General features: G+C 41.6%; 18 protein-coding genes and 1 tRNA gene. 17 read left to right on the top strand and 2 right to left on the bottom strand.

Annotated elements, in window-relative coordinates:
- Window positions 1–27: 27 nt before the first annotated feature.
- Together Q7S11_04330 and Q7S11_04325 are read left to right on the top strand one after the other, a co-directional pair.
- Entirely contained in the window at window positions 28–1,041 is a 1,014-nt protein-coding gene (locus Q7S11_04330; protein MDO8572959.1) for a rod shape-determining protein, read from the top strand.
- A gap of 152 nt (window positions 1,042–1,193) precedes the next feature.
- Window positions 1,194–1,928 (top strand): hypothetical protein, encoded by a 735-nt coding sequence (locus Q7S11_04325; GenBank protein MDO8572958.1) that lies wholly within the window; start codon window positions 1,194–1,196, stop codon window positions 1,926–1,928.
- Window positions 1,929–1,972: 44 nt separating this feature from the next.
- On the opposite strand, the gene Q7S11_04320 is transcribed toward Q7S11_04325, so the two are convergent.
- Window positions 1,973–2,512, bottom strand: coding sequence for a type II secretion system protein (locus Q7S11_04320; GenBank protein ID MDO8572957.1), 540 nt, complete (start codon window positions 2,510–2,512; stop codon window positions 1,973–1,975).
- A gap of 67 nt (window positions 2,513–2,579) precedes the next feature.
- On the opposite strand from Q7S11_04320, the gene frr reads away from it, so the two are divergent.
- Window positions 2,580–3,131: a ribosome recycling factor gene (frr, locus tag Q7S11_04315; protein MDO8572956.1), complete on the top strand. Its 552-nt coding sequence runs from the start codon at window positions 2,580–2,582 to the stop codon at window positions 3,129–3,131.
- A 103-nt stretch (window positions 3,132–3,234) separates the two neighbouring features.
- Window positions 3,235–4,341 (top strand): M50 family metallopeptidase, encoded by a 1,107-nt coding sequence (locus Q7S11_04310; GenBank protein ID MDO8572955.1) that lies wholly within the window; start codon window positions 3,235–3,237, stop codon window positions 4,339–4,341.
- A 96-nt stretch (window positions 4,342–4,437) separates the two neighbouring features.
- On the opposite strand, the gene Q7S11_04305 is transcribed toward Q7S11_04310, so the two are convergent.
- Window positions 4,438–4,845: a hypothetical protein gene (locus Q7S11_04305; GenBank protein MDO8572954.1), complete on the bottom strand. Its 408-nt coding sequence runs from the start codon at window positions 4,843–4,845 to the stop codon at window positions 4,438–4,440.
- A 186-nt stretch (window positions 4,846–5,031) separates the two neighbouring features.
- Here Q7S11_04305 and Q7S11_04300 point away from each other — a divergent pair, with 186 nt between their 5' ends.
- The 13 genes from Q7S11_04300 (at window position 5,032) to Q7S11_04240 (ending at window position 18,280) form a co-directional block, all read left to right on the top strand.
- Window positions 5,032–6,279 carry an aminoacyl--tRNA ligase-related protein gene (locus Q7S11_04300; GenBank protein ID MDO8572953.1) on the top strand — a complete coding sequence of 416 codons (1,248 nt, stop codon included), beginning with the start codon at window positions 5,032–5,034 and terminating at the stop codon, window positions 6,277–6,279.
- Window positions 6,280–6,307: 28 nt separating this feature from the next.
- Window positions 6,308–7,357, top strand: coding sequence for a rod shape-determining protein (locus Q7S11_04295; GenBank protein ID MDO8572952.1), 1,050 nt, complete (start codon window positions 6,308–6,310; stop codon window positions 7,355–7,357).
- Window positions 7,338–8,135, top strand: coding sequence for a rod shape-determining protein MreC (mreC, locus tag Q7S11_04290; GenBank protein ID MDO8572951.1), 798 nt, complete (start codon window positions 7,338–7,340; stop codon window positions 8,133–8,135). Before Q7S11_04295 ends, mreC begins: the two co-directional genes overlap by 20 nt.
- A 122-nt stretch (window positions 8,136–8,257) precedes the next feature.
- The gene (locus tag Q7S11_04285; GenBank protein ID MDO8572950.1) at window positions 8,258–8,548 is read left to right on the top strand and encodes a hypothetical protein; all 291 of its coding nucleotides are present in this window, start codon (window positions 8,258–8,260) and stop codon (window positions 8,546–8,548) included.
- Window positions 8,549–8,598: 50 nt separating this feature from the next.
- Window positions 8,599–10,311, top strand: a complete 1,713-nt coding sequence (locus Q7S11_04280) for a penicillin-binding transpeptidase domain-containing protein (GenBank protein ID MDO8572949.1) — start codon at window positions 8,599–8,601, stop codon at window positions 10,309–10,311.
- A gap of 192 nt (window positions 10,312–10,503) precedes the next feature.
- Entirely contained in the window at window positions 10,504–10,974 is a 471-nt protein-coding gene (gene greA / locus Q7S11_04275; protein MDO8572948.1) for a transcription elongation factor GreA, read from the top strand.
- A 110-nt stretch (window positions 10,975–11,084) separates the two neighbouring features.
- Window positions 11,085–12,557, top strand: coding sequence for a lysine--tRNA ligase (gene lysS, locus Q7S11_04270; protein ID MDO8572947.1), 1,473 nt, complete (start codon window positions 11,085–11,087; stop codon window positions 12,555–12,557).
- 581 nt (window positions 12,558–13,138) lie between these two features.
- Complete coding sequence (mraZ, locus tag Q7S11_04265) at window positions 13,139–13,675, top strand: division/cell wall cluster transcriptional repressor MraZ (protein MDO8572946.1); 537 nt, start codon at window positions 13,139–13,141, stop codon at window positions 13,673–13,675.
- Window positions 13,676–13,772: 97 nt separating this feature from the next.
- Window positions 13,773–14,666, top strand: coding sequence for a 16S rRNA (cytosine(1402)-N(4))-methyltransferase RsmH (gene rsmH, locus Q7S11_04260; GenBank protein MDO8572945.1), 894 nt, complete (start codon window positions 13,773–13,775; stop codon window positions 14,664–14,666).
- Between the two features lie 5 nt (window positions 14,667–14,671).
- The gene (locus Q7S11_04255) at window positions 14,672–14,998 is read left to right on the top strand and encodes a hypothetical protein (protein ID MDO8572944.1); all 327 of its coding nucleotides are present in this window, start codon (window positions 14,672–14,674) and stop codon (window positions 14,996–14,998) included.
- A gap of 13 nt (window positions 14,999–15,011) precedes the next feature.
- On the top strand, window positions 15,012–16,709 hold the full coding sequence (locus Q7S11_04250; protein MDO8572943.1) for a penicillin-binding protein 2: 1,698 nt from the start codon (window positions 15,012–15,014) through the stop codon (window positions 16,707–16,709).
- 93 nt (window positions 16,710–16,802) lie between these two features.
- Window positions 16,803–18,104: a UDP-N-acetylmuramoyl-tripeptide--D-alanyl-D-alanine ligase gene (murF, locus tag Q7S11_04245; GenBank protein MDO8572942.1), complete on the top strand. Its 1,302-nt coding sequence runs from the start codon at window positions 16,803–16,805 to the stop codon at window positions 18,102–18,104.
- 101 nt (window positions 18,105–18,205) lie between these two features.
- Window positions 18,206–18,280: transfer RNA gene (locus tag Q7S11_04240), tRNA-Glu, on the top strand.
- Window positions 18,281–18,416 lie beyond the last annotated feature (136 nt).

Below are 18,416 nucleotides of genomic sequence, written 5' to 3'. Positions count from 1 at the left end.
ATAAAACTCTAAATATTGTTTGAATACATGGCTATTTTTACACGAAAACTTGGAATTGACTTAGGGACAGCAAACACACTTGTGTTTGTACCAGGAAAGGGGGTTGTTTTAAATGAGCCTTCTGTCGTGGCGGTTTCCGAACAGGATAACAAAATTCTTGCGGTAGGAATTGAGGCCAAGGGGATGATTGGCAAAACTCCCGATAATATTATTGCGTATCGCCCGATGAAAGATGGCGTGATTGCTGATTATCGAGTGACGGAAGCGATGCTTCGATATTTTATCGGGAAAGTGCTTGGTCCAATGAGTATCTTTAAGCCAGAGGTGATGGTGTCTGTGCCTGCGGGAGTTTCATCCACCGAGCGTCGTGCGGTAATTGAAGCAACCATGAAGGCTGGTGCAAAAAATGCGTATGTGGTAAAAGAACCGATTCTTGCCGCTATTGGCGCTGGTATTCCTATCCACGAGGCGCGTGGACACATGGTAGTTGATATTGGAGGAGGAACGACTGATGTTGCCGTAATCTCGCTTGGCGGTATTGTCGCGTCTACTTCGGTAAAATGCGCAGGAGATAGGATTGACCATGCGATAATGGATTATATCAAGAAAACATTCAATCTCGCCATTGGCGATAAGACTGCCGAAGATATCAAGATTACGGTGGGATCAGCAATACCACTGGAAGAGGAACTTACGATGACAATTAAGGGACGAGATTTTATTGCCGGTTTACCACGAGCGACAGAGGTTTCTACTAACGAAATCGTAAAAGCTATTGATAAAGAATTACGACAGATTGTGAAAGCAATCAAAGACGTATTACAGGAAACACCACCCGAACTTTCGGCTGATATTATCGATCAAGGCATTATTATGACCGGAGGGACATCACAACTTAAAAATTTGCCCGAACTCGTGTACCGCAGGACGGGCGTAAAAGCAGTTCTTGCTGACGATGCCTTGTATTGTGTTGCAAAAGGTACCGGTATTGCGCTTGAACACCTTGATACTTATAAGAAGAGTATTATTGCGAAGAGGTAAGGGATTAAAAAATAAAAAATCAAAGTGAAAAATGACAGTGCAAAATTAAAAAATTTCAATTCCCCAACTTTACATTTTTAACTATCATTTTGATTTTTGATATTTTCATTTTACATTAGCGAATTTCAAAATTATAGACGTTCTCTTTTCTTATGCGACTTAAATCCACCATTACAGATAAAAGTGGTAATCTCCTCCATCACGCTTATCTTATTGAAGGGGAAAACGAGGCTGTACTCAGTGAGCTTTTTAAATTTTTTGAAGATGATCTGGAGATCGCAATAAAAGGGAATCCCGATTTTCTTCACCTTACGTTCGATTCTTTTGGGATTGATGAAGGAAGGAGACTTAAAGAAATGCAAACAGGAAAAGCATTTGTAGGCGATCGGCGCTTTTTTGTTTTATCCATATCTTCTTTCACTCACGAAGCGCAGAATTCTCTTCTCAAGGTATTTGAAGATCCATCGCCCAATGTTCATTTTTTTATCATCATTCCTACGGCTGCCGGCGTTCTTCCCACACTTCGTTCGAGATTTTTCATAATTGAACACGAGAGTAAACATAAAACAAAAAAAATAGATGACGAGAGAAGTGTTTCCGCTAAAGAATTTCTCAAGAACAACAAGGCATCGCGACTCACAATGATTAAAGGAATTTTGGAAGAGAAGGATAAAACACGGGCACTTCATTTTCTCAATTCACTGGAAGAAGAACTTCATGAGCACCTTATGGGTAGCGTTGAGACTTCATCGACAATAAAATTAAAACAAATTGCCGGTTTCCTTGAAGAAATTAGCCTCGCGAAACAATATCTCCATGATCGTTCATCGTCAGTCAAACTCATCCTTGAGCATCTGGCGCTTGTTTTAACTCAAGTCAAAAATTAGAAAAGCCTGTTATTTATCTAAAGATTTTTTGAAGATTTATGTTCTTACTGAAAAATGAAGCCACAGAAAGTAGTACCACCCATATTGGATCCCGTAACCCCTAAACCACACCGTTGATTGTCTCCAGGCATAAACCACACCATACTAAAAAAAGAACAAGACATATCATTACATACATAAATGGGACCGTCGTAATTTCTGTTGAATATTGACGAGTACACTTGTTTTAATGGAGTTCTTGACGAGAGATATTTTTCAAGTGCTGTGTTGAGTGCCGGATTTTCTAAACGAGTCGCGCTGTATTCACATTGGTCGGTTGCGTAGTCACCCATGCAGGCAACACCATAAAAAGGGGGCTGATTAATAGGAGGCAGGTGAAAGTATTGACCATTATCGCTATAATAAAGATCGAGAACTTTTTTGTATTCTTCTACAATTTGTATTTGAGCGGCAACAACTGCTTTTGCTCGTGCTGAATTGAGTGACGCAAGCACTGTGCTCGCAAGTAGGCTGATAATTGAAATCACGATAAGTAATTCCACGAGCGTGAAACCCTCTTTGTCTCGATGAAAAAATTTAATCATATTTCACACTATTACCATAATTCTACATCACCTTGATTCATAAAGACAATTGCGGTAAAATTTATCTATGGTTTACAATTTTTCTTCATTTAAAACTAAAACAGTAGAAATCGAGAAATGGCTCGCAAAAGAATTCTCGGGGATTCATACCGGTCGCGCAACCCCAAGTATTCTCGACTCCGTTATGGTTGAATCGTATGGCTCAAGGACTACCGTAAGCCATGTGGCATCGATCACTGTTGAAGATGCGAGGACGCTCCGTGTGTCGCCGTGGGATAAGGGACAAGGGAAGGCGATCGAGAAGGCGGTGAATGAAGCAAATCTTGGTGTATCTGCGAGCGCGGATGACCAGGGGCTTCGAATATTTTTTCCCGAACTTACCACAGAACGCCGCACATCTCTTGTTAAAATCATAAAACAGAAACTTGAAGACGCACGAGTTTCCATTCGCGCCGAACGTGAAAAAGTTTGGAATGATATTCAAGACAAGGAACGCAAGGGAGAAATTCCTGAAGACGACAAATTTCGTTTCAAAGAAGAACTTCAGAAACTTGTTGATGAATCGCACAAAAAACTCGATACTCTTGCGGAGCGGAAGGAAAAAGAAATAATGGGATAAAAAATAATATAAAAATGCAAATATCAAAATGAAAAATTATGGAATTCGCTTTCGGCGAATACAAAAATTTTAAACTTTGATTTTTAAATTTTCATTTTGAAACATGTCTATCTTAATTTTCATCATCATTCTCGCTATTCTTATTCTTGCCCATGAATTTGGGCATTTTATTGTTGCGAAAAAATCAGGGGTCAGGGTGGATGAATTCGGGTTGGGCTTCCCGCCGAAACTTTACGGAAAGAAATATGGTGAAACTGAATACACCATAAACGCGATTCCGTTTGGCGGGTTTGTGAAGATTTTTGGCGAGAATCCTGACAACGAATCGTTATCAGGCCCTAATGCTTCCCGCAGTCTGGTTAAAAAGCCTCGATATATTCAAGCCCTTGTTATTGCGGCAGGGATTCTATTCAACATCCTTCTGGCGTGGATTCTCATATCGTGGGGATTTATGATTGGCCTTCCATCTTCAATTGATTCCATCCCTCCCGGGGCTACGTTTGAGAATCCTCGCGTTACCCTTATGCAAGTTCTTCCCGGAAGTCCTGCGGAGAAAGCGGGGTTGCGAACGGGGGACAGGCTGGGGTCATTGCGCGTTGATACTCAAGCAATAGAAAATCTTACCGTTGAAGAGACGCAAAATTTCATTGCGCTTCATGGAAAGAATGAAATAATAATTTCTTACGATCGTGGATCAGAACAGAAAATCACAACGGCGATTCCCCAACAAGGGTTTGTCGCTGATAGGGCGGCGATCGGCGTGTCACTCGATATGATTGGTAACGCGAAACTCCCGATTCATCGCGCACTTTTTGAAGGAGCAAAACTTACGGGAACGCTCACTTCTGCGACGGCTATTGCAATTTTAGGATTCATTAAAAATTTATTTGTCGGGCAGGGTAATTTTGGTGACGTGATGGGACCGGTGGGAATTGTCAAAACGGGGATCGTGGGAAGCGCGATTGATTTCGGCTTTGTGTATCTCCTCACTCTTACCGCGATCATTTCCATCAATCTCGCTATCATCAACCTTATTCCATTCCCCGCGCTTGATGGTGGACGGCTCCTGTTTCTTATTATCGAAGCCCTCAAGGGGTCTCCCATAAGCCCGCGCATCGCCAACGCGGCAAATGGCGTGGGGTTCGTCCTTCTTATGCTCCTTATGGTGCTTATTACCTATCACGATATTGTGAGACCGGTGGTGGGATAGGAGGTGGAGTTTAAAATTATAAAGTAAAAAGTTGAAAAACCGCCCAACAGAAGTGGTTTCTGTTGGGCGGTGCTTTGTGAGGATTAAATATGATATTTAATCTGCATCAATAAAGTCATATTTTTTGAGCCGGCGTTCCAAGAGGCTATCATCTTCGTATGTCGCCCGATAAATTTCACGATACGTAACCGTAACTTCCTGATCTTTTTTTAATTTTTGCCAGAGCTCCTTTGTTTTTCTTTGGTTGTTTTCGACGATGAATTTACCATGTGGGCATTCAAACACGACAGCATATTTTTGTATTGTGTCGACATCCACAAAAGCAAGTCCGAAGCTCCCATTTGTCGATACCGTAGGACCAACGCCGCTTCCATGAACCGCAGGAGTGTAGATAAGATCGACTACGCGTGCCTTTTCAGTCAGGTTGGGTGAGTATTCTGTCTTAGTTGTTTTACAGGCCGTTAAGGCCAGCAAAACAGTTATTACATAGAAAACCTTTTTCATACCGCCTCCTTTGAAGGGATAGATTTGTGGCGTTGTTTGGATAGGAAGATATCTCAAAGAACTGGGCCATAATATTAGTAGCATATAAATATTAAAAAGTCAAGCTCCCCGCGGTATCCCAATAACTTAGCAACAAGGACACATTTTTTATTTTGCTTTTTGTTTTTCCTCGTGTAAGATAGCTTTATGTTGCAGTCTCAACTATTCACCAAAACCCGCAAAGAGGCCCCTGCCGCCGAGGTCTCAAAAAATGCGAAATTTCTCATTCAGGCGGGGTTTATTGACAAGCTCCAGGCGGGCGTTTATACCTATCTCCCGCTCGGATTTAAAGTTCTAAAAAATATTGAAAAAATTATTCGCGATGAAATGGTGAAAGCGGGCGGGCAAGAGATTTTAATGCCGTCACTTCATCCGAAAGAAAATTGGGAGAAGACAGGGCGATGGGATACGATGGATGATCTTTACAAAGTAAAAGATATTTCCGGAAAAGAAAATGCGCTCGGGCCGACGCACGAAGAAATTGTGGTACCACTCGCAAAACAATTTATTTCTTCGTACCGTGACTTGCCGGTTGCGGTGTTTCAGATACAAAATAAATTTAGGATGGAGCTTCGTGCGAAATCGGGAATTCTCCGTGGACGCGAATTTTTTATGAAAGATCTTTACTCTTTCCACAAGGATGAAGAAGATCTCAAACGTTATTATGAGGTCATGAAAAAAGCCTACAAATCTATCTTTGAGCGCGTTGGCTTGGGTAAAATGACATATCTTACCTTTGCGGGAGGGGGCAGTTTTAGCAAGTATTCCCATGAATTTCAGACTGTAACGCCCGCAGGCGAGGATACCATCTATTTATGCGAGAAATGCGATATTGGCGTCAATAAAGAGATCATGGAAGAGCAGAAAACCTGTCCTGAGTGTGGCGGTAATGCATTCAAGAAAGAAACGTCTATAGAAGTGGGGAACATTTTTGAACTTAAAACAAAATTCTCACAGCCCTTCAATCTTACATTTAAAAATGAAAAAGGAGTGGATGAGCCGGTGCTTATGGGATGTTACGGTATTGGGCTGGGAAGATTGATGGGCGCCATCGTTGAAGTGCTTTCGGATGAGAACGGAATCGTGTGGCCGGCTTCCGTTGCGCCATTTCAAGTCCACTTACTCAAGCTTGGCAGTGAAGAAGATGTTAAAAATCACGCAGAGAAACTGTATCAAGAGTTTCAAAAAAATAATATTGAAGTGCTCTATGATGATCGGGATACAAGCGCCGGAGAAAAATTCGCCGATGCCGATCTTATGGGGATTCCGACACGCGTCGTGGTGAGCGGAAAGACGCTCAAGGCGGGGAAATTAGAACTCAAAGATCGAACGAGTGGCGTGGTAGCAATGGTAAGCGAGAAAGAAATTTTGGAGATACTCGGGAAATCAGTATAATAAGAATTCATTTTAAAAATAACCACGCATGATAAATAAATTCTACAAAATGTTTTCCAATGATATGGGAATTGACCTCGGGACCGCAAACACACTGGTCTATTTACGCGATCATGGGATTGTTATCAATGAACCATCAGTTGTGGCACTTAATCAAAAAACGGGACAGGTGGTTGCTGTGGGTGATCAGGCGCGACAAATGCTCGGACGCACGCCGACTCATATTACCGCAATTCGTCCTCTCGTTGATGGCGTGATATCAAATTTTGAAGTGACTGAAGAAATGCTTGCGTATCTGATCAACAAAGGGAAGAAGATTTCCAAGAAAGGCGCTCGACCGCGCGTAGTCATCGGAGTTCCTTCTGGAGTTACCAACGTAGAAATGCGTGCGGTATATGATGCAACAAAAAATGCGGGGGCACGAGAAGTACATATTATCGAAGAGCCCATGGCGGCCGCAATTGGCATCAAGCTTCCCGTTAAAGATCCCGTAGGAAGCATGATCATTGATATCGGCGGGGGGACAACCGATATAGCAGTAATCTCGCTCGGCGGAATTGTTCGATCTAAAAATTTAAGAGTTGCAGGTGACCGGCTTAATGATGACATTATTTCGTATATTCGTGATGAGTTTAAAATATTAATCGGTGAGCGAACTGCAGAGGGAATCAAGATTGCTATAGGTTCAGTAGTTGATAGCAATACCCCCATGGAAGCTCCTATACGAGGGCGTGATTTGGTAACAGGATTGCCACGAGAAGTAATAATCACCGATTCGGACGTACGAGAAGCGATTGCGCCATCCGTTGGTGTACTTGTGGATTCAGTTAAGGAAGTTCTTGAAACTACGCCCCCCGAAATTCTTTCTGATGTCATGAACCGAGGAATCGTACTTGTTGGCGGAGGAGCGTTAATCAAGGGCATTGATGGACTTCTCGCGCAAATTCTAAAAATTCCGGTATATATTGCACACGAACCTTTGACTGCCGTAGCGCGTGGCACGGGAATCGTACTTGAAGATCTTGAAGGTTTTCACGATGTTATCATAGATACTCAAGATGATTTACCACCGCGATAATAAACAAGGAGGAAGAAATAAACTTCTTGCAATACTTGCAATATTCTTTTTCTTTTATCTTTTTACATTCTCACCCATAGGAAGTTTCACTAAGCACCTCGTAGAAAAGTACGCTCCTTTTTTATGGGGGGTGAGTAATCAGCTCGCTCTTACACCTTCACAGATGTTTTCCGCGCTCTATTCCAAAACTTCGATTATAGAAGAGAACGCAACACTAAAAAAAGAGATACGCGACATGAGCTTGAAACTCCTTGATCGTAATTTATTATACGAAGAAAATCTCGCACTCAAAGAACGACTTGGGAGAAATGGTGATGGACAAACAACCATCGCGCGAGTAATCGCAAAACCTCCACGATCATTTTATGACACGCTCGTGATCGATGTGGGAAGCAAGCAGGGGATTACGGGGGGCGAAAATGTGCTTTATGGCGACGCTATTATGATTGGTGAAATTTCGGAAGTTTCTGAAAAAACTTCGAAAGTAAGACTTTTTTCATCATCAGGCGAGAATATCAGTGTAACAATCGGGAAGCATTCAGTGCCCGCAGTTGCGGTTGGGTTAGGTGGAGGAAATTTTGAAATTAAAATTCCTCGTGATACCCACATTGCTCTTGGAGACAATATTCTTGTCCCTTCTCTCATGCCTCATTTTCTTGGTGTCATTGAGTATATAGAATCAAAAGAAAGTGACCCATTTGAACGCATTTTATTCAAAAGTCCAATATCGCCCTTAGAAATTGAAATTGTAGAGATACTTATTGAGGAGTCTCGCTAGGAAAAGTAATGTCAGAATATTCTCAATATTCAGTCCGAGTAAAAATATATTTCAACGATAGATGATTGCCTTGAAGAATGTGTGCTTAGTATTTTATAATTATCAAGAACAAAAATTACACCATGCGCGCTTATTTCACACGTGGGGCAGTACGAATTATCGTCGGCATATTCATGGTAATAAGTATTTTATTTTTTAATCTATGGGTTACGTTACTTGGAGTAATTGTAGCGTTGTTTTATTTTGATAATTATTATGAAGCGATAGCGGTGGGGATATTGTACGATATGCTTTATGGAGTACCCCTTGAAAAGTTTTTTCATATTCAGTGGGCAACATCACTGGTGTTTCTTTTTGTATATTTTGCCACTAATCGTTTTAAGCACCATACGCGATTTCTTAAATCCCGCTAGAAATATAGGAAAAATAAAAAATCAAAGTTTAAAATTTGCAATTACTACCCATGAATTTTCATCGTAAAAAAAAGAAAATAAACCCCAAACATTGGAACAAAGAAATCGCCCCTGACGAGATTTTTCTTGATTCTAAAAATCTACCACAGTTTAATACACAACAATTTGAGGGTAGAATCGAGCGACCAATTGGGGAACATATAATAGTAATTCTGGGTATGTTTTTTCTGATCGTTGGGATTCTCTTTGTCGGACGAGTCTGGTTCTTGCAGATTGCACAAGGTGATACATACGCAAAACGAAGCGAGAACAATCGCCTCGAGCATATTCCGATATTTGCCAAACGAGGAATTATTTTCGATAAAAATAAAAATGAGCTCGCATGGAACATGTTTGAAGAGGGGAAGGACATTGCAAAACGAGTATATATTCAGAAGGATGGTTTCGGTCATGTACTTGGGTATGTTTCGTATCCGTCAAAAGACAGCAAAGGGTTTTTCTATCAGGAAGAATTTGAGGGGAAAAATGGGGTTGAAAAAAAATACAATGATCTTCTTGCGGGACAAAATGGGATAAAGCTCATCGAAGTAAATGCGCTGGGGGTGATACAGTCGGAAAGTTTCATGCAACCTCCATCCGATGGAAGAGACCTCGAACTTACGGTTGATGGGCGTATTCAAGAAAAACTATATGAATTGATAAAACAAACAGCAGAGGATCGTGGATTTGTTGGTGGCGCAGGTGTTGTTATGGATATACATAGCGGAGAAATCCTTGCGCTAACTAATTTTCCGGAATATTCACCCAAAGTACTTTCTGATGGGGATGATGATGAAACAATCTCTGGATATATTAACAGTGAGAAAAAGCCGTTTCTCAACCGCGCAGTAGGAGGTTTGTATACACCAGGTTCCATCGTCAAGCCATTTATTGCAATTGGTGCTCTCAATGAACATATTATTGACCCTGATAAGAAAATATTAAGCACGGGTTCAATTTCAATTCCCAATCCTTTTTTACCCGATGTCACATCTATCTTTATGGATTGGAAAGCTCATGGATGGGTCAATATGCGTGAGGCGCTTGGTGTTTCATCGAATGTTTATTTCTACGCCATCGGAGGCGGGTATGAAGATCAGCGTGGTTTGGGAATTGTAAATATTGGCAAATACACAAGAATGTTTGGCTTGGGGCAATATACGGGCGTTGATATGTCAGGTGAAGAACAAGGCACGATTCCGAGTCCCGAATGGAAAGAGAAAAATTTTAATGGAGAAGTATGGAGAATTGGCGATACCTATCATACCGCTATAGGGCAATATGGATTTCAAGTCACTCCAATACAAATTGCTCGTGCTATCGGAGCTATTGCGCGAGGAGGGGTTCTTGTTACACCGCACATACTTTCTCGAGTTGCAGGAGATACATCGCCAGTTCTTCCCCAGGAAACAAAAATTGATATCAGTGGGGATTATTTTACTATTGTGCGTGAGGGAATGCGTAATGTAATTTTGGGGGGTACTGGATCAGCACTTAATACCTTTGGAGTAACGGTTGCTGCTAAAACAGGGACAGCCGAATTGGGGGTAACGAAAAAATTTGTTAACTCATGGGTTACTGGATTTTTCCCTTATGAAAATCCTAAGTATTCATTTGCGATAGTTATGGAGCACGGATCTCGTGAGAATCTTGTCGGGGCTTCATACGTGATGCGTAATCTACTTGACTGGATGGTTGTTAATACGCCGGAATATGTTAAATAAGCTTCAATAGCTTCATGAGCTTGGGGGATTTGGAAGCTTTGCTTCCAAATCCTTTGCATGTCTTCAAAAAGCTACTGAAGCTCTTTCATCGAAGCTCTCGAAGCTCATGAAGCTTTTTGTTTGTTTGACTTCTTTACTCATCCCCGATAGTATAAGGGGTAATAAAAATTAATTATTTACTTACCTCATACTATGGCATCAGAAAAAGAATATTTAACGAAAGAAAAACTCGAAGAGCTCACTCGCGAACTTGAATTTTTAAAGACAGGACGAAGAAAGGAAATTGCGGAGAAACTTGAGTTTGCAAAATCACTCGGCGATCTTTCCGAAAACGCGGAATACCAAGAGGCTCGCGAAGATCAGGCGGGAACCGAGGAACGAATTTTAAAACTTCAAAATATTTTATCGTCCGCGATTATTATCACCAAGAAAAAAGCTGATGACGTTGTGCGCATTGGCTCGGCGATAGTCGTAGAACGTGAAGGTGAAAATCAAACACGCCAATACCAGATTGTGGGATCAGAGGAAGCAGATATGGCAGGAGGGAAAATCTCAAATAAATCTCCGATTGGCGAGGCGCTCTTGGGCAAGGGCAAAGGCGAGACGGTTTCGTTTGATACACCGGGCGGAAAAACAACCTATAAGATTATCGACATTAAATAATATAACGCAAGCTTCAAGAGCTTCAGCAGTTTTAATAGCTTCCTAAGACTTAGATTGTTTTCTTATAAAGCTAACGAAGCTAACAAGCTATCGAAGCTCTTTTTACCATCGTGGCTTCATTAGAAGAAATTAGAGAGGAGCGGATCAAAAAACTAAATGCTCTCAAGAGCAAGGGGATAAATTCGTATCCTATTTCTACCGCAATCGGATTTTCTCTCGAAGAAGCAGTATCTGGTTTTAATCTGTTCCTAAAAAAGAAAAAAGCGATCGTGCTTGGCGGACGAATAAAAGCGATCCGAGGACAAGGTGCGATCATATTTTTTGATATATATGATGGGACGGGTTCTATGCAAGGACTTATCAAAAAAGGAGAACTCGACGACAAACTGCATGCGCTCTTTGGCGAGACGGTAGATATTGGCGATTTTATTGAGATCAAGGGAAAATTATTTATTACGAAACGAAAAGAGAAAACACTCCTTGTTTCTGAATGGAAAATTCTTGCAAAAAGTTTGCGTCCGCTTCCGGACAAGTGGCACGGTCTTCAGGATGTTGAAGAGCGATTCCGCAGACGCTATCTCGATACACTTATGTCACCGGAAGTGAAAGAGCGATTTGTGGTTCGGTCAAAAATCATTACGGCGCTTCGCAACGCCCTCAACGAAAGCGGATATCTTGAGGTGGAAACACCAATCCTTCAGCCGCTTGCTGGAGGCGCGCTTGCAGAGCCGTTCAAAACTCACCATAATGCGCTCGATATTGATCTATATTTGCGCATAGCGCCGGAACTCTATCTCAAAGAACTTCTTGTGGGAGGATTTTCAAAGGTGTATGAGATCGGGAGAAACTTCAGGAATGAGGGGATCGATGTCACCCACAATCCGGAATTCACGATGCTTGAATTCTATGAAAGTTTTAGTGATGCGGCAGAACAGCGCGTCTTTGTCGAAAAAATGATTAAACAGGTTGTTAAATCTATCACCAAAAAATCTTCTCTTGCGTACGATGGTGCCATGATCGATTTCTCAAAAAAATGGAGTGTCATTTCTTATTTCGACCTTTTGAAACGCTATGCGCTTATTCTCAATCCGGAATCGATCGATCGAGAAGAGCTTCGGATTAAAGCGAACCAATTTGGTGTCACTGTCGCCGACAAAGATTCGACGGAAAAAATTATGGATAATATTTATAAAAAACTCTGTCGCCCGAAACTTATCCAGCCCACATTTATTACTGATTATCCTAAAGCATTTTCTCCTTTTGCAAAACAAAGCGCCAAAGATCCTGCGCTCATCGATCGTTTCCAGCTTGTTGTTGGCGGTCTTGAGATGGTGAACGCATTTTCAGAGTTGAATGATCCTATTGAACAACGAGAGCGTTATATGGAACAAGACAAAAAACGTCGCGGCGGAGAAGCCGACGTATCTCCTTCCGATGAAAGTTATCTCGAAGCGATGGAATACGGCATGCCACCTGCTGGCGGAGTAGGTCTCGGAGTGGATCGTCTCATTATGCTTTTGACCGATACCAAAAATATCCGCGAAGTGATTCTTTTCCCGACATTAAGACCAAAACAAGTCTAAGCGTATGTAGCGGATTTTCCCGCGACAAGCCGCGGGGTTGTTGATTTGAACTTTTTTAATAATGTTTGCAACTAAGGATTGGTTGGATAATGGAAGGAACTGATGCAGATTGCCGTTTTGGTATTACAACGACTCCCTCGAGTTTTGGTAAAAAAATTACAGGGGGGTGCACACACCTATTGTTATCTTTATTTACAGCAATAGTAGTTAAAAATCTAAATTAATTGTTGAAGAAAATAATTTTTCCAGTAAACTTTCTTTTTTTATGATGTTCTTGGGGGGGGGAAGCAAGATTTTATATTTTGCGATCTTGGATGTTTATAGAAAAAGCTCAATAATATTGAGCTTTTTCTATAAACCCCTATAAACCAAGGCTTATTTTGCTGTGGATAACTATGTTTGTATTGTGGTATAAAGTGCTATATAATTATGGCTAAGTGGGATGAAGTGGAAAATGTCCACAAGTTATCCACAGATAATTTTCTCAACCAAGCACTCAGTTTCATCACACAATCTTGTGTGATGAAACAAGGGATAGGTTCTCTGTTGTACTGAGGAAAAAAGAAAGTACTGAGTGCTCAGTGGTGATTTTTAAAAGCCCACTTCGCACCACAGGAGTACTTCCAATTTCTATACTCGCATTGCTCGTAAGAAATTTAGGTCGTTCGCTAAAAAAATCTACCATGCTTATCGGAGAATACCGCCACACCATCGACCCCAAAAAACGCCTGTCACTACCGGCGAAGTTTCGTCAGGAGATGGGGAAGAAAGTTGTCATCACGCGCGGTCTCGAAAATTGTCTCTTCGTATATCCGATCAAAGCGTGGAAGGAGAAAGTCGACAAGCTTTTGGAGCTTCCGATGGGACAGGCGGATTCTCGAGGGTTCAGTCGTTTTATGCTCTCGGGCGCGGTAGAAACGGAAGTTGATGCGCTCGGACGAATCCTTGTTCCTGATTTCTTGCGCGACTTCGGGCGACTCAAGGGAACCGTGGCGGTGATCGGAGTCGGAGAGCGAGCAGAACTTTGGGATGAGGGTGCATGGGATGCATACAAAGGCACGATTGAGAAGCAGGCGGATGCGTTGGCCGAAAAACTAGGAAGTGTGGGGGCGATTTAAGAATAATATCAAAGTGCAAATATCAAAATGCAAAATTAATGAATTCGCCCCTGGCGAGTACAAAAATTTTAATCTTTGATTTTTAAATTTTGATTTTATGTCACACATACCAGTTCTTTTACATGAAGTTATGGACGGTCTTCAAATAAAGCCGGACGATGTTGTCCTTGATGGGACAATCAATGGCGGGGGACACAGCCTAGCAATATCAAAGTTGTTAAGGAAAAAGGGGGTGATTATCGGAATGGATCGCGACGAAGAAGCACTCAAACGCTCCAAAGTTGCGCTCAAAGATTCTCTCGCCCGTGTCATTCTTATCAATGATAATTTCAGAAATCTGGATACGGCGCTTGAGAAGAATGGTTTTAAATACGCGGATAAAATACTGCTTGATATCGGACTCTCGAGTGACCAGCTTGAAGATTCGGGGAGGGGATTTTCATTTCAAAAAGACGAGTCACTTCTCATGACGTTCAAAGCGTATCCAGACGAAAACGACGTGACCGCGCGAGAGATCGTGAACACATGGGAAGGCGAGAATATCGAAACGATCATCTACGGGTTTGGAGAAGAGAAGTTTGCAAAGAGGATCACTACTGCAATTGTCGCCCGACGGAAAGAAAAACCCATTGAGACGACCCAAGAGCTCGTGGAGGTTATCAAAAAAAATGTTCCGCGATGGTATGCGCAAGGGAGAGTCAATTGCGCAACCAAAACATTTCAAGCGCTTCGGATGGCGGTGAACGATGAACTCGGTGCTCTTGAGCAAGGACTTACCAATGGCGTGAAAAAATTAAAAAGTGGAGGGAGGATTGCGGTCATATCATTCCACAGCCTTGAAGATCGTCTCATTAAAAAATTTTTTAAAGAAAAAAAAGAAGAAGGAATTTTTAATAGTATTACCAAAAAACCAATAACGCCGAGTAGGGAAGAAGTGGTTAACAATAAACGATCACGTAGCGCAAAATTACGCATAGCACAAAAAAATTAAATACCATGAGAACACACATCCTAGCCATTTCAAATCCATATGAACAAATAGCATTTAAAACCGTTTCGTGGGCGATTGCCTTATTTTTAGCCATATATGGCGTATTGGCCTTTGGGATGGTTTTTGATACGGTTGACCAAAGTAGTTTTGAAAAGAAAATTCGATTTTTAAATTCTGAGGTTGGTAAGCTCGAAGGAGATTACATTACACGTACTACCATGATTGATCTCTCTTTTGCACATACAAGTGGTTTTCAAGATACTTCCCGTATAAAATTTACAACTCGTAATACTGTGGTAGGAATTCGTTCGGCTCTTCATAATGAAATCTAACACCGTATCAAGAATGTGGGTACTGTATGCGGGGGTTTTTCTCTTTAGTTTTATTCTCATTGCACGCCTATTCTCAATCCAAGTCATCCATGGGGATGAGTATCGCGAACAAGCAGAGCGACAGTATAGCATTGGAGGGAACGGAAATTTTGATCGCGGGTCCATATTTTTTACAGAAAAAAACGGGGAACGTATCAGTGCAGCAACAGTTGAAGCGGGGTATACCATTGCGATTAATCCAAAACTCATCGTAAATGCGCAAGATGTGTATAACAAAATCAACAGCATTACCCCGCTCGACAAAATTTCTTTTTTGGAAAAAACGAATAAAAAAGACGATCCCTATGAAGAGGTAGTAAAACGCTTGGATCAAGAAGATGCACTATCAATTCAAAAATTTGATATCACGGGGGTCACGATAGAAAAAGATAAATGGCGATTATACCCCGGCGGAAAAACAGCAGCGCACCTTCTTGGGTTCGTTGGGTACAAAGATGACATGTTGGCAGGGAGGTATGGTCTCGAGGCATACTATGATGATGTGTTGCAGAAGAACCATGAAAACCTTTACTCTAATTTTTTCGCTGAAGCATTCTCGCTTTCAAAATCTTTTTTTGAAAAAAATGGATGGCATGAAGGCGATGTTGTTACATCAATAGAGCCATCTGTGCAAGGTTTTCTCGAGACCTCTCTCGCGGGGATTATGAAAAAATGGAATTCTAATTTGTCGGGTGGAATTATTATGGACCCGAAGACGGGTGAGATTTATGCTCTTGCAAATGCTCCTGACTTTGATCCAAATACATTTGGAAAAGAAAAAAACTCAAGCGTTTTTCTCAACCCCATCGTCGAGAGCACCTACGAAATGGGTTCTATTATCAAGCCGCTTACGATGGCGGCAGGGCTTGATGCGGGCGTGGTGAAGCCGGAAACGACCTATGATGACAAAGGGTTTGTGGTTGTTGACAATTCAACCATAAAAAACTTTGATGGAAAGGGACGGGGTGTGGTTCCGATGCAAGAAGTGCTTGACGAGTCTCTTAATACAGGCGCCGTGTTTGTGATGCAGAAACTGGGAAAAGACCGTTTCAGGGATTATATGACGCGGTATGGATTGGAAGAAGAGACGGGTATTGATTTGCCGGGCGAAGTGCGTGGGTCTTTAAAAAATTTGGATGAGAACGCAAAAAATAAAAGGATGGTTGAGTATGCGACCGCCGCATTCGGGCAAGGCATTTCAATGACTCCCATTGCGACCGCGCGAGCGCTTTCCGTACTTGCAAATAAGGGGAAAATAGTCACACCGTATGTAGTGAAGGAAATCAATTACGCGGTGGGTTTTTCGCGGACAACCGTTACCGACAATGCAAAGCCTATCTTAAGACCGGAAACTTCTGAAACAATCACACGAATGCTCGTTCATGTCGTGGACAATTCACTTCTTGGTGGAACGGTAAAAATGGAACATTACAGTATTGCTGCGAAAACAGGTACTGCCCAGATGGCGCGCGAAGACGGGAAGGGATACTATGATGACCGATATTTGCACACCTTTTTTGGCTATTTCCCTGCGTATAATCCAAGGTTTATCGTTTTTCTGTATACAAAATACCCCAAGAACGTCAAATATGCCGCATACACGCTCACTGCTCCATTTATGGATATTACAAAATTCTTGATAAACTATTACAATATTCCGCCGGACAGATAAAAATGGAAAGTTAAAAAATTAAAATGCAAAATGGCAAATTAAAATTAAAAAATTTAAATCCCTAATTTTGATATGTGCATTCGATAAAAATATATGGAACTTATTAAATCTATAGCTAAAAAAATTATCGTTGTGATCATTACACTTGAAGCACGGCTGGTCATAAAAAAATACAAGCCCAAGATCATTGCGATCACGGGGAGTGTAGGGAAGACTTCAACCAAGGATGCCGTGTATGAAGTGATTGCAACCTCTTTCATTGCGCGGAAAAGCGAAAAGAGCTTCAACAGTGAGATCGGTATTCCGCTCACGATTTTAGGAGTTTCAAATGCATGGGGGAATCCTTTGTTGTGGGCAAAAAATATTTTGTCGGGGCTTGCGCTCATTCTCTTACGAAAACATTATCCGCAATGGCTCGTGCTTGAGGTCGGACTTGAAAAGCCAGGGGATATTCGCGACGTAACAAAATGGCTTACTCCCGATATTGTAATTATGACGAAATTTAGTGATGTGCCCGTGCATGTTGAGTTTTTCTCCTCACCCGCGGCTCTCATGGAAGAAAAGGCAGCACTTGTCGATGTTCTTAAAAAAGAAGGGTTACTCGTTTTAAATTATGATGATGAAAAAGTCCTTGCGCTCAAACAAAAAAGTAAGAGCGCGGTCTTTACATTTGGTTTCAGTGATGAGGCGACCATTCGTGCATCTCATGACGAGATTGAATATGACAAAGAAGGAAATCCCGAGGGTACTATTTTTAAAGTTAACCATGACGGCACAGCAGTCCCCGCACATTTACCCGGTACTGTTGGACGCCAATATATTTATTCAGTTCTTGCTGCGCTCTGCGTTGGTTCATTTCTCAAGATAAATATGATTACCATGGTAGAAGCAGTGGCAAAATTTAAAACTCCCAACGGACGCTCGCGTGTAATCAAAGGTGTCAAGAATACATATATTATCGACGACACATACAATTCATCCCCCATAGCAGTAGAAGCAGCCATTGCGACATTATCACAATTTAAAACAAAAGGAAGAAAGATCGCCGTGTTGGGTGATATGCTCGAGCTGGGGAAGTATGCAGTTACGGAACATAAACGCATCGGAACTTTGGCGGGAGGTGTGTGCAATACGCTTTTGTGTATTGGCGTACGAGCACGTTATTTTGCAGAAGGAGCAGAAATAGGCGGGTTAAGTGAGAAAAATATTTTTCAGTTTGATGATACAAAAGAAGCAGGTAAATTTCTTGAATTATTTATTAAAGATAGTGATGTCATATTGGTGAAAGGTTCTCAATCAATGCGAATGGAACGGATCGTAGAAGAAATCATGGCGCATCCGGAAGAGAAGGGGGAGTTGTTGGTACGACAGGAAGAGGAGTGGCAAACGAGATAAGAAGTATGAATTAAGGATTGCAAAGAGGAACTAGGGTGGTTTCTGCGTATGGTTATCTTGATTCTTTGCTCATAATTCGCTATTCTTATCTCGCCATAAATGGCCTTATCGTCTAATGGTTAGGACATCGCCTTCTCAAGGCGGTAATCGGGGTTCGACTCCCCGTAAGGTCACCAATCGAAACGTTTTTGTTTTCTAAACTAAGGAGCGATTTTGCTAAGAAAGCAGTAAGCTAAAAATACATATGATTACCTCAGAACAATTTTCAAACCTTTTTCTTCGTGACGAACAAAAAGATACTAGAGTTAATTT

The sequence above is a fragment of the bacterium genome (assembly GCA_030648955.1).
In the GTDB taxonomy this organism is placed as follows: Bacteria; Patescibacteriota; Minisyncoccia; order Phycocordibacterales; family JAUSHB01; genus JAUSHB01.
The sequence above is the reverse complement of the archived record's forward strand: the minus strand, read 5'-3'. Positions and strand labels throughout refer to the sequence as shown.

Bases quoted from the DNA above. Each gene is read 5' to 3' on its own strand.
- Q7S11_04330 (MDO8572959.1), top strand. From the start codon at position 28: ATGGCTATTTTTACACGAAAACTTGGAATTGACTTAGGGACAGCAAAC.
- Q7S11_04325 (MDO8572958.1), top strand. From the start codon at position 1,194: ATGCGACTTAAATCCACCATTACAGATAAAAGTGGTAATCTCCTCCAT.
- Q7S11_04320 (MDO8572957.1), bottom strand. From the start codon at position 2,512: ATGATTAAATTTTTTCATCGAGACAAAGAGGGTTTCACGCTCGTGGAA.
- frr (MDO8572956.1), top strand. From the start codon at position 2,580: ATGGTTTACAATTTTTCTTCATTTAAAACTAAAACAGTAGAAATCGAG.
- Q7S11_04310 (MDO8572955.1), top strand. From the start codon at position 3,235: ATGTCTATCTTAATTTTCATCATCATTCTCGCTATTCTTATTCTTGCC.
- Q7S11_04305 (MDO8572954.1), bottom strand. From the start codon at position 4,845: ATGAAAAAGGTTTTCTATGTAATAACTGTTTTGCTGGCCTTAACGGCC.
- Q7S11_04300 (MDO8572953.1), top strand. From the start codon at position 5,032: ATGTTGCAGTCTCAACTATTCACCAAAACCCGCAAAGAGGCCCCTGCC.
- Q7S11_04295 (MDO8572952.1), top strand. From the start codon at position 6,308: ATGATAAATAAATTCTACAAAATGTTTTCCAATGATATGGGAATTGAC.
- mreC (MDO8572951.1), top strand. From the start codon at position 7,338: ATGATTTACCACCGCGATAATAAACAAGGAGGAAGAAATAAACTTCTT.
- Q7S11_04285 (MDO8572950.1), top strand. From the start codon at position 8,258: ATGCGCGCTTATTTCACACGTGGGGCAGTACGAATTATCGTCGGCATA.
- Q7S11_04280 (MDO8572949.1), top strand. From the start codon at position 8,599: ATGAATTTTCATCGTAAAAAAAAGAAAATAAACCCCAAACATTGGAAC.
- greA (MDO8572948.1), top strand. From the start codon at position 10,504: ATGGCATCAGAAAAAGAATATTTAACGAAAGAAAAACTCGAAGAGCTC.
- rsmH (MDO8572945.1), top strand. From the start codon at position 13,773: ATGTCACACATACCAGTTCTTTTACATGAAGTTATGGACGGTCTTCAA.
- Q7S11_04255 (MDO8572944.1), top strand. From the start codon at position 14,672: ATGAGAACACACATCCTAGCCATTTCAAATCCATATGAACAAATAGCA.
- Q7S11_04250 (MDO8572943.1), top strand. From the start codon at position 15,012: ATGTGGGTACTGTATGCGGGGGTTTTTCTCTTTAGTTTTATTCTCATT.
- murF (MDO8572942.1), top strand. From the start codon at position 16,803: ATGGAACTTATTAAATCTATAGCTAAAAAAATTATCGTTGTGATCATT.